This is a genomic window from Streptomyces sulfonofaciens (assembly GCF_014656295.1).
GTDB lineage: Bacteria > Actinomycetota > Actinomycetes > Streptomycetales > Streptomycetaceae > Streptomyces > Streptomyces sulfonofaciens.
This window is the reverse complement of record NZ_BNCD01000005.1, coordinates 15,731-25,301: the sequence shown is the minus strand read 5'-3', so window position 1 is coordinate 25,301 and position 9,571 is coordinate 15,731. Positions and strand designations below refer to the sequence as shown.

The window sequence follows — 9,571 nt, the reverse complement described above, 5'->3', positions numbered from 1 at the left end:
CGGACGTTGCTCCATCCGGGGGATCCCGGTTGGCCGAAAACAACCGCTGCCGATGTGGTTCCGGACACGCCGGCACGGTACGGACGGCGCAGCACGGCACGGACGGCACGGCACGGACGGCGCAGCCGGACCCCGCGTTCTTGGACGTCATGGCCAATACGGGCAGCGGGTGGTGACGGCAAGGGGCCTCCGCCGGTCGATCGGCTCCCGGAACCACGCCGCGGGACGGGGTCGCGGGCCTGCACCACGAGAGGGGGTCGCGGGCCTGCGCGGCAAGGCGGCTCCCGCAACCACGCGACGGGGCGGTCCCGGACCTGCACCACGAGACGGGTCGCGGGCCTGCATCACAGGACGCCGCGCAGGGCTACGCCACAAGACGGGTCGCGGCCTCGACTGCCTCCGCGAGGGTGTCGACGACGGGCGCGCCGTCGGACTCCGCCTCCAGGCTCGCACGGCTGTGGGAGCCGCCGGTGTAGAGCACCGCCCGCGCCCCGACGTGCCTGGCGGCGACCGCGTCGTCGAGCGCGTCACCGATCACCACGGCACGCGAGGGATCCACGCCCGCCCCCGCCAGCTCGGAGAGGTGCCGGACCATCTGCTCGGCCTTCGTCCCGCCCGAGGGCCCGAGGCGCCCGTCGACCCGTATGAAGTGCGCCTCGATCCCGAACCCCCGCACCAGCGGCAGCAGCTCGTCATGCATGTACATGCTCAGGATCGACTGGCTGTGCCCCGCCGACCGCCATCCGGCGAGCAGCGCCTGCACCCCCTCCGCAAGCCCGCAGCGCACCCGGTGCCGCTCGTAGTGCCGGTGGAAGGCGGCGTCCATGATCTGCCACTCGGCGTCACTGGGCAGCCGCCCGATCAGCCGCTCGTAGAACCTCGGCACGGGGACGCAGTACAGCTCACGGTAGGTCTCCAGCGTGATGGGCGGCAGCCCGATCTCCGTGAAGGCGGCGTTCGTGGCACCGATCACCGCATCGGTGTCGTGGAACAGCGTCCCGTTCCAGTCCCAGACGATGTGCGCTGCGTGCGATCCCATCCTCCGAAGCTACCCCGCGCCACTGACATCCCCTCCGGGACGTACGCGGGGTGCGCCAGGAACGCGGCTGTCGCGGGGCGCCTCGGGACGGCTCTACGGGCCCGGGAGGGCTGCCGGGTGCGGGCCGTGGGTCGCCGGGCGGGTCGCCGGGTCCGGGACGGCCACTGGGTGCATGCCGGGGACGGCCGCCGGGTGCGGGCCCCGGATCGCCCGGCCCGGGTCGCCGGGTTCGTGGAGGGTGCCGCCCGGCGGTGTCGGCAGTCCGGCGGTGTCAGCAGCCGGACGCGGACGTCACGTGGCCTCCGCCGCGATCAGATGCGGAATCTCCTGGGTCGCGTACCAGAGCAACTCGTGGTCCTCGGCCCCGTCCACGGTGAACTGCGCGTCGTCGTCCCCCACGTCCGCGGCCCCCAGGGCGTCGGCCGCCGCCGTGACGTCCGCCACGGCCTCGTCCCCGTCCACGTGCACGGCCGCCGCCCGCGCCATCCGCACCGCGGAGGCGATCCGCACCTCCCCCAGCGCCCCGGGATCGAGCCCGCGGTCCGGATCGGCCACCGCGTCCCCGTCCGGCACGTCCGCCGCGACCACGACACGGCGCCGTGCGGTGCCGGGGTGGGTGGCGAGCAGGCGCAGCGAGGCGAGCGCGGCCCGGTTCAGCGCCGCGTACTCCAGTTCCTCGATGTCGTCCGACAGGTACCACTCGCGCAACGCGGGCGTCACCGCGTACGCGGTCAGCGGCCCGGGCCCCAGCTCACCCGTCCTGTGCGCCGCTGCCAGCCCGGAAAGAGTCAAAGGGACATAGACGCGCATGTCTGGCCGCTTTCGTCGTCGTCGGTCATCGGTCGTTGCTCGTGGCTCGTGGCTCGTCGGTTGCCGCCCGCGGGTCGGTGCTCGCCGCCCGCGGGTCGGCGCTGGTCGCTGCTGCCGGCGGGTCGGTGCTCGCCGGTCGGCGCTCACCGGGCCGGCCGTCGACCACGTCCGACGCCGTCGCACGCGGGTCGGCCCCGGCGCCCGCCGCGGTCCGCCGCCTGCGAAACCGCCCGCCCCGGCCCACCGCGGGAGCGGGCCACAGAATACGTGGGTGAGGCGCGTCCAGAAGCGGGGGGCCCGCAACAGCCCCTGCCCGCGCCCACGCCCCACCCCGCTCCTCCCACCCGCACTCTGCGCCCCTGATACCCCCGGATAGGTGAATCTCTCCGCTCCCGAAGCCGACCGCCGCTCCGGTTGCGGCACCCGCCTCCGTCCTCGTACAAGATCCCCAAGACGAGCTACTGCCCGGTAGATGCCGGGCGTCCGAGCGGGGGAACGCTCATGAACCTCATGAACAAGGTGATGACGAGACTGCCGGCACCGCGTCGACGCGCAACCGGCGCCAGGACCACCGCAGCCGTGACCGGCCCGGGCCGGCGGGGCAACTCCCGCCCGCCGGGCCGCCACGACACCCGCCGTCCGGGCGGCAGCCCGGTACGGACCGCCGCTCGCCGGAGTGCTCCCCCGCCCCCGCCCCCGTCCCCGGCCCGCCCACTCGTCCCACCCGGTCCCCAGCGCCCCACGGACCTGTTCGCCGAACGCCTGCTCGCCGTCCTGAGCGGCCGGCGCCCCGTGCACTGGATGCTCCGGCACACCGCAGGGCAGGCCTACGACGACCTGGCGTGGCTGACCGAGCGCTCGCCCCTGCGCACCCCGGGTGCGTGCCCCGTCGTCCACGACATCGGCTACTACGTGCCGCGACAGGGCGCCGTCGAGGCGTTCGCCCGCATCAGCACGGGCGACCGGCTGCGCGCCATGGCCTTCCGGCTGGAGCGCGGCCCCGACCAGCGCTGGCGCTGCACCGCGGTCGAACTGGGCGGCCCGAGCCTGCGGCGCCCGTCCGAACGGTAGGAGGCGCCACACGGACGAGTGAAAGCGGCGAGCCGGTTCGGCTCCGAGGGGAGGCGGAACAAGCCGCTGGGCCGACGCCGGCGGCGCTCCCCGGGCGCATCTCGGGTCCGCCTGTCCAGGTCACGCCCGGCTCTCCGCCGGGGAACGTCGAGCGCCGCTCGCGCGGGGCCGCTCAGGCAGTCCCGGGACCGGCGGGGGCCACACGGCCCGGCAGGGCCCGGCAGGGCCCGGCAGAGGCCGGGGGACACCGGCAGGCAGTTGCGCTGGCAGGCGGTTGCGCCACAGGCGGGGCACCGGCCGCTGTGCGAGCCTCGCCCTGCCCTCCCCCGCACACCCGCACACCCGCACACCCGCACACAGAAAACCGGGCACCCCCACGAAGGGAGGTGCCCGGTCCGGCCCGCGGGGGCCGCCGTTCACTTCTTGCGGCGGCGCCCGCCCTTCTGCTGCTTGCGCCGCTCCGCGCGCGTCAGACCGTCCGCCTCGGACCGCACGGGACCGTCCCCGTTCTCGAAGTCGCCTTCGACGACACCGCCCTCGCCGTCCACCGTCGGGGCGGAGAAGTGCAGGCGGTCGGGGCGCTGCGGGGCGTCGAGACCCTTGGCGCGGATCTCCGGGCGGGCACCCGCACCGGCCGGGACCGTGTCCTGGACGCCGTCCTTCTCCAGGGCCACCGCTTCCTCGGCCTCCTCGACGGGGACCTCCTCGACCTGCTGCTCGACCTGGACCTCCAGGTTGAACAGGTAGCCGACGGACTCCTCCTTGATGCCGTCCATCATGGCGGTGAACATGTCGAAGCCCTCGCGCTGGTACTCGACCAGCGGATCCTTCTGGGCCATCGCACGCAGGCCGATGCCCTCCTGGAGGTAGTCCATCTCGTAGAGGTGCTCACGCCACTTGCGGTCGAGCACCGAGAGGACCACGCGCCGCTCCAGCTCACGCATGATGTCGGCGCCGAGCTGCTCCTCGCGCGCCTTGTACTGCTCGTGGATGTCTTCCTTGATGGCGTCGGAGATGAACTCGGCGGTGATCCCCGCGCGGTCGCCCGCCTCGTCCTCCAGCTCCTCGACGGTGATCTTCACCGGGTAGAGCTGCCGGAAGGCACTCCACAGGCGGTCCAGGTCCCACTCCTCCGCGAAGCCCTCCGCGGTCTCCGCCTGGATGTAGGCGTCGATGGTGTCGTCCATGAAGTGCTGGATCTGCTCCTCGAGGTCCTCGCCCTCCAGGACACGGCGGCGCTCGCCGTAGATGACCTCACGCTGGCGGTTGAGCACCTCGTCGTACTTGAGGACGTTCTTGCGGGTCTCGAAGTTCTGCTGCTCGACCTGGGACTGCGCGGAGGCGATGGCGCGGGTGACCATCTTGTTCTCGATCGGGACGTCGTCCGGGACGTTCGCCATGGACATCACGCGCTCGACCATCTGGGCCTTGAAGAGCCGCATCAGGTCGTCGCCCAGGGAGAGGTAGAACCGGGACTCGCCCGGGTCGCCCTGGCGGCCGGAGCGGCCGCGCAACTGGTTGTCGATACGGCGCGACTCGTGGCGCTCGGTACCCAGTACGTAGAGCCCGCCGAGGTCCTTGACCTCCTCGAACTCCGCCTTGACGGCCTGCTCGGCCCGCTCCAGGGCGGCGGGCAGCGCGGCGGCCCACTCCTCCACGTGCTCGACCGGGTCGAGGCCCTGCTGGCGCAGCTCCGCCTCGGCCAGGTCGTCGGGGTTGCCGCCGAGCTTGATGTCCGTACCGCGACCGGCCATGTTGGTGGCGACCGTGACGGCGCCCTTGCGGCCGGCCTGCGCGACGATCACGGCCTCGCGGTCGTGCTGCTTGGCGTTCAGCACCTCGTGCTGGATGCCGCGCTTGGAGAGCTGCTGGGACAGGTACTCGGACTTCTCGACCGAGGTGGTGCCGACCAGGATCGGCTGCCCCTTCTCGTGCTTCTCGGCGATGTCGTCGACGACCGCGTCGAACTTGGCGACCTCGGTGCGGTAGATCAGGTCCGACTGGTCCAGGCGGACCATGGGCTTGTTCGTCGGGATCGGGACGACGCCCAGCTTGTAGATCTGGTGGAACTCGGCCGCCTCGGTCATCGCCGTACCGGTCATGCCGGAGAGCTTGCCGTAGAGGCGGAAGAAGTTCTGCAGGGTGATCGTGGCGAGAGTCTGGTTCTCGTCCTTGATCTCCACGTTCTCCTTGGCCTCGATGGCCTGGTGCATGCCCTCGTTGTACCTGCGGCCGGCGAGGATGCGGCCGGTGTGCTCGTCGACGATCATGACCTCGCCGTCGATGACGACGTAGTCCTTGTCGCGCTTGAAGAGCTCCTTGGCCTTGATGGCGTTGTTCAGGTAGCCGACCAGCGGGGTGTTCACCGACTCGTACAGGTTGTCGATGCCCAGCCAGTCCTCGACCTTGGTGACCCCGGAGTCGTGGATGCCCACGGTGCGCTTCTTCTCGTCGACCTCGTAGTCGCCGGTCTCCTCGACGCCCTTCATCGGGTTGCCGGCCTCGCCGCGCTTGAGGCGCAGGACCAGCTTGGCGAAGTCGCCGTACCACTTCGTGGCCTGGTCGGCGGGGCCGGAGATGATCAGCGGGGTACGGGCCTCGTCCACCAGGATCGAGTCGACCTCGTCGACGATCGCGTAGTGGTGACCGCGCTGGACCAGCTCCTCCTGGGACCAGGCCATGTTGTCGCGGAGGTAGTCGAAGCCGAACTCGTTGTTCGTGCCGTAGGTGATGTCGCAGGCGTACTGCTCGCGGCGCTGGGCCGGGGTCATGTTCGCCAGGATGCAGCCGACGCTCAGGCCCAGGAACTTGTGGACGCGGCCCATCATCTCGGAGTCGCGCGCGGCCAGGTAGTCGTTGACCGTGATCAGGTGGACACCCTTGCCGGCGAGCGCATTGAGGTAGGCAGGCATGGTGCTGACGAGCGTCTTGCCCTCGCCGGTCTTCATCTCGGCGACATAGCCCCAGTGCAGCGCCGCACCGCCCATGACCTGGACGTCGTAGTGCCGCTGGCCCAGAACGCGGCGGGCGGCCTCGCGGACGGTCGCGAACGCCTCGGGCATCAGGTCCTCAAGGGTCTTCTTCAGGACCTCGTCGTGCTTGGACTCGTCCGGCTCGTCGTCCAGCGCCTCGGCGATCTTTTTCCGGTACTGCTCTGTGAGGCCCTGAAGCTCGGCGTCGGAGAGGCTCTCGAAGTCCTCCTCGATGGAGTTGACATCACGCGCGACACGGTGCAGCTTACGCAGGATCTTGCCTTCGCCTGCACGCATGATCTTCTGGAGGACGGACACGGGGCTGGGTCTCCTTGCCGGTCGGGCCTGACGCGGTCTGTCGAGCAACGGCCATCGTATGCGAGGACCCCGCCGCACCGGGAGGTCTGCCGCAACTGCGGCCACAAGCACAACGCGGCGAGGCGCCGGAAAGTGCCGCGGCGCAACGGCGGAAAATCATGGCACCGGCCACTGTGCCACGCGCAGAATCGCCCAATGGAACCCGAGACTCTGACCACGGCCCGGCTCCTCCTGCGCACGGTGCGTGTCGAGGACGCCCGGGAGGTGCACGCCGCCTGCCAGGACCCCGGCATTCAGCGCTGGACGATGATCCCGTCACCGTACCTGACCGACCACGCGGAGAGCTTCCTCGCGCAGCAGGTCCCTGACGGCTGGCGGAACGGCACGATGTTCACCTTCGGCGCCTTCCTGCGCGAGGACGACGCGCCGGGCGGGCACACCGCGCTGGCCGCGATGGTGGGCGTCACCCAGCGCGTGATGAACACCGCGGAGATCGGCTTCTGGGCGACGCGCGAGCACCGGGGCCGCGGCTACGTCACCGAGGCGGCACTGGCGGTGGCCCGCTGGGCGTTCACCCGCGCGGGCATCGAGCGGCTGGAGTGGCGTGCCGAGGTCGGCAACGCCGCCTCACGGGCGGTGGCCGAGAAGGCGGGCTTCACCCTGGAGGGCGTGTTGCGCTCCGCCACCATCCACCAGGGCACCCGCCGCGACTGCTGGGTGGGCGCCCTGCTCCCCTCCGACCTGGGACTGCCCACCGCGAACGCGTACCTTCCCGCTCCGGACGACCGGTGAGACCGGCACCGGGCGCTCGATGCGGCCGGCACCGGACGGTCGACGAGGCCGGCACCGGACGGTCGCACCGGTGCGGGCCACGGGTGCGAGCGGCCGGGGCGGGCCGCCGCTCCGGACGACCGGTGCGGGCCGCGGGTGCCAGCGGCCGGGGCAGGTCGCCGGTGCCAGCGGCCGGGGCAGGCTGTCAGTGCCAGCGGCCGGGGCGGGTCGCCGCTGCGAGCGGCCGGGGTGGGCTGTCAGTGCCGCCGCTTATGGTTTTCCGCATGACGAGTCAGCCGCCGCCTGTTGCCGAACTCTCCGCCGAGGAGGCCCGCCGGACAGCGCTGCGTGCCCAGGGTCTGCTGGGGGCGCCGGACCGCAGGAGCGGGGTGCGGGGCGTGCTGCGGCACCTCGGCGCCGTCCAGCTCGACACGATCTCCGTGCTGGCCCGCAGCCACGAGCTGGTGCCGTACGCGCGCCTGGGCGCCGTCGGCCGCCGCGCGGTGGAGGAGGCGTACTGGACACCCGACCCCGCCCGCCCTCCGCACGCCTTCGAGTACTGGTCGCACGCCGCCTGCGTGCTGCCCGTCGAGGAGTGGCCGCACTTCGCCTTCCGCCGCCGCGCCTACCGCTCCCGTCCGCACTGGAACCACGCCCTCCCGGACGGCACCTACGACCAGGTGATCAAGCAGTTGCGCGCGGAAGGCCCCCTGACGGCCACCGAGTTGGGCGGCGCGAAGAACGGCGGCCCGTGGTGGGACTGGTCGGCGGCCAAGGTCGCCGTCGAGCGCGCCCTGATGTACGGGGAGGTGGTGTGCACCCGGCGCCGTAGCTGGAAGCGGGTCTACGACCTCGCGGAGCGCGCCGTCCCCGCCGAGCTGCTGCACGACGACCTCGACGACCACGAGTGCCTGCGCCGCCTGGTGCGCCAGGCGGGCCGGGCGCTCGGCGTGGGCACCCGTGCTGACATAGCGGACTACCACCGCCTCAGGGGCGAGCAGTTCGACGCCGTGGTCGCGGACTCCGGCCTCGTGCCCGTCCGGGTCGAGGGCTGGTCGAAGTCCGGCGGCACGGCCGGGCGGGCCAACGCCTGGGCCGATCCCGCCGCCCTGGAGACATCCCCGCGCGGCCGGCACCGTACGACCCTGCTCTCCCCCTTCGACTCGCTCATCTGGGAGCGTGCGCGTACGGAGCGGATCTTCGGCTTCAGTCACCGTCTGGAGGCGTACGTGCCCCGGCAGAAGCGGGTGTACGGCTATTTCGCGATGCCGGTGCTGGCGGGCGGGCGGCTGGTCGGGCGGGTGGACCCGGCGCGCTCGGGCGAGACCCTGGTGGCCAAGCAGGTGAGCATGTCACTGACCGACCGCAAGGCACTGCGCGGAGTGGCCGAGGCGCTGGTGGCGGCCGCCGGGTGGGTGGGCTGCTCGGATGTCCGCCTTGAACGCGTCGACGCACCTGAGCTGCGGGAACCACTGGGCGAGGAGCTGGCCCGGGCACTCGGGTGAGCCGCGGGACCTGCCGGGGGTCGCGGACGGGCCGGGTCAGCCGGAGCGTGCCGAGTGCACCGGACCAACGCGGTCTGCGGTCGGCGGGGCCTTCGAGCGGGGCCTGCGAGCGGGCCGGGCCGGCGCGGTCCGGGCCGCCGACCCGGCTGGTTCCGGGGGCGCAAGGGGCCGGGCCGACCGCTCCTCGACCGGCAGCCGGTGACCGGCAGGCGCGTGACGGGCCGGTTCCTGGTCGGCCGGTTCCTGGTCGGCCGGTCCCCGCAGGCCCAGGGGCTAGCGGATCTCCAGGATCTTCTCCCGCATCGCGTAGACCACGGCCTCCATCCGGGAGTGGAGCTGGAGCTTCTCCAGGATGTTGCGCACATGGTTCTTCACGGTGTTCTCGCTGATGTAGAGCTCTTTGGCGATGTCCCGGTTGTTCATCCCGGTGGCGACCAGCTTGAGGACCTCCAACTCGCGGTCGGTGAGCCGGGGCGCGGGCACCAGACGGCGCTCGTCGGTGCGCTGGATCATCGACTTGAACTCCGTGAGGAGCTTGGATGCCATGGAGGGACTGATCTGCGACTGGCCGTCGGCCACCGCCCGGATGGCGGTGGCCACCTCGTCGGTGGAGATCTCCTTCAGGAGGTAACCGGTGGCGCCCGCCTTGATCGCGTCGTAGAGGTCGGCCTCCTCGTCGCTGATCGTCAGCATGATGATCTTGGCACTGGGCGCCACCTCCTTGATGGAGGTGCAGGCCTCGATGCCGCCGCGCTTCGGCATGCGCACGTCCATGAGGATGATGTCGGGCAGCAGGTCCGCGGCCTTGTCCACGGCCTCCGCACCATCGCCCGCCTCTCCCACGACCTGGATGTCCTCCTCGGCGGCGAGCACGATCTCCAGGCCGCGGCGGAAGAGGGCGTGGTCGTCCACCACCAGGACCCTGATGGGTTCCTTGCGTGATGCGACCGCGTCCGGGCCCATGCCGTCGCCGCCCTCGTCGTCCTCGCCGGTCCCGGCGTTCGCGTCGTGGCACGGGGCGCCGTGCAGTGGTCCGAAGCTTTCCGCCATCGTTCCTCCCCCTGAAGGCCGTGGCCCGTCTGCTC

The 9,571-nt window shown here is 72.0% G+C and carries 7 protein-coding genes; 3 read left to right on the top strand and 4 right to left on the bottom strand.

All coding sequences use genetic code 11. From position 1 onward, the window contains the following. Window positions 1-364: 364 nt before the first annotated feature. Complete coding sequence (locus IE313_RS10430) at window positions 365-1,039, bottom strand: HAD family hydrolase (RefSeq protein WP_189930722.1); 675 nt, start codon at window positions 1,037-1,039, stop codon at window positions 365-367. Between the two features lie 291 nt (window positions 1,040-1,330). Continuing rightward, entirely contained in the window at window positions 1,331-1,849 is a 519-nt protein-coding gene (locus tag IE313_RS10425; RefSeq protein WP_189930721.1) for a DUF6912 family protein, read from the bottom strand. Window positions 1,850-2,359: 510 nt separating this feature from the next. Here IE313_RS10425 and IE313_RS10420 point away from each other — a divergent pair. Further along, a complete protein-coding gene (locus IE313_RS10420; protein WP_373316967.1) occupies window positions 2,360-2,920 on the top strand; it encodes an Rv3235 family protein in 561 nt (186 codons plus the stop codon). Window positions 2,921-3,336: 416 nt separating this feature from the next. Here the strand turns inward: IE313_RS10420 and secA are convergent, their stop codons facing one another. Then, the gene (gene secA / locus IE313_RS10415; RefSeq protein WP_189930720.1) at window positions 3,337-6,210 is read right to left on the bottom strand and encodes a preprotein translocase subunit SecA; all 2,874 of its coding nucleotides are present in this window, start codon (window positions 6,208-6,210) and stop codon (window positions 3,337-3,339) included. Between the two features lie 195 nt (window positions 6,211-6,405). On the opposite strand from secA, the gene IE313_RS10410 reads away from it, so the two are divergent. Further along, a complete protein-coding gene (locus tag IE313_RS10410) occupies window positions 6,406-7,002 on the top strand; it encodes a GNAT family N-acetyltransferase (protein ID WP_189930719.1) in 597 nt (198 codons plus the stop codon). A gap of 263 nt (window positions 7,003-7,265) precedes the next feature. Further along, window positions 7,266-8,486, top strand: a complete 1,221-nt coding sequence (locus tag IE313_RS10405) for a winged helix-turn-helix domain-containing protein (protein ID WP_189930718.1) — start codon at window positions 7,266-7,268, stop codon at window positions 8,484-8,486. 273 nt (window positions 8,487-8,759) lie between these two features. Here IE313_RS10405 and IE313_RS10400 read toward each other — a convergent pair whose 3' ends face one another. Further along, on the bottom strand, window positions 8,760-9,536 hold the full coding sequence (locus tag IE313_RS10400) for a response regulator (protein ID WP_373316960.1): 777 nt from the start codon (window positions 9,534-9,536) through the stop codon (window positions 8,760-8,762). Window positions 9,537-9,571 lie beyond the last annotated feature (35 nt).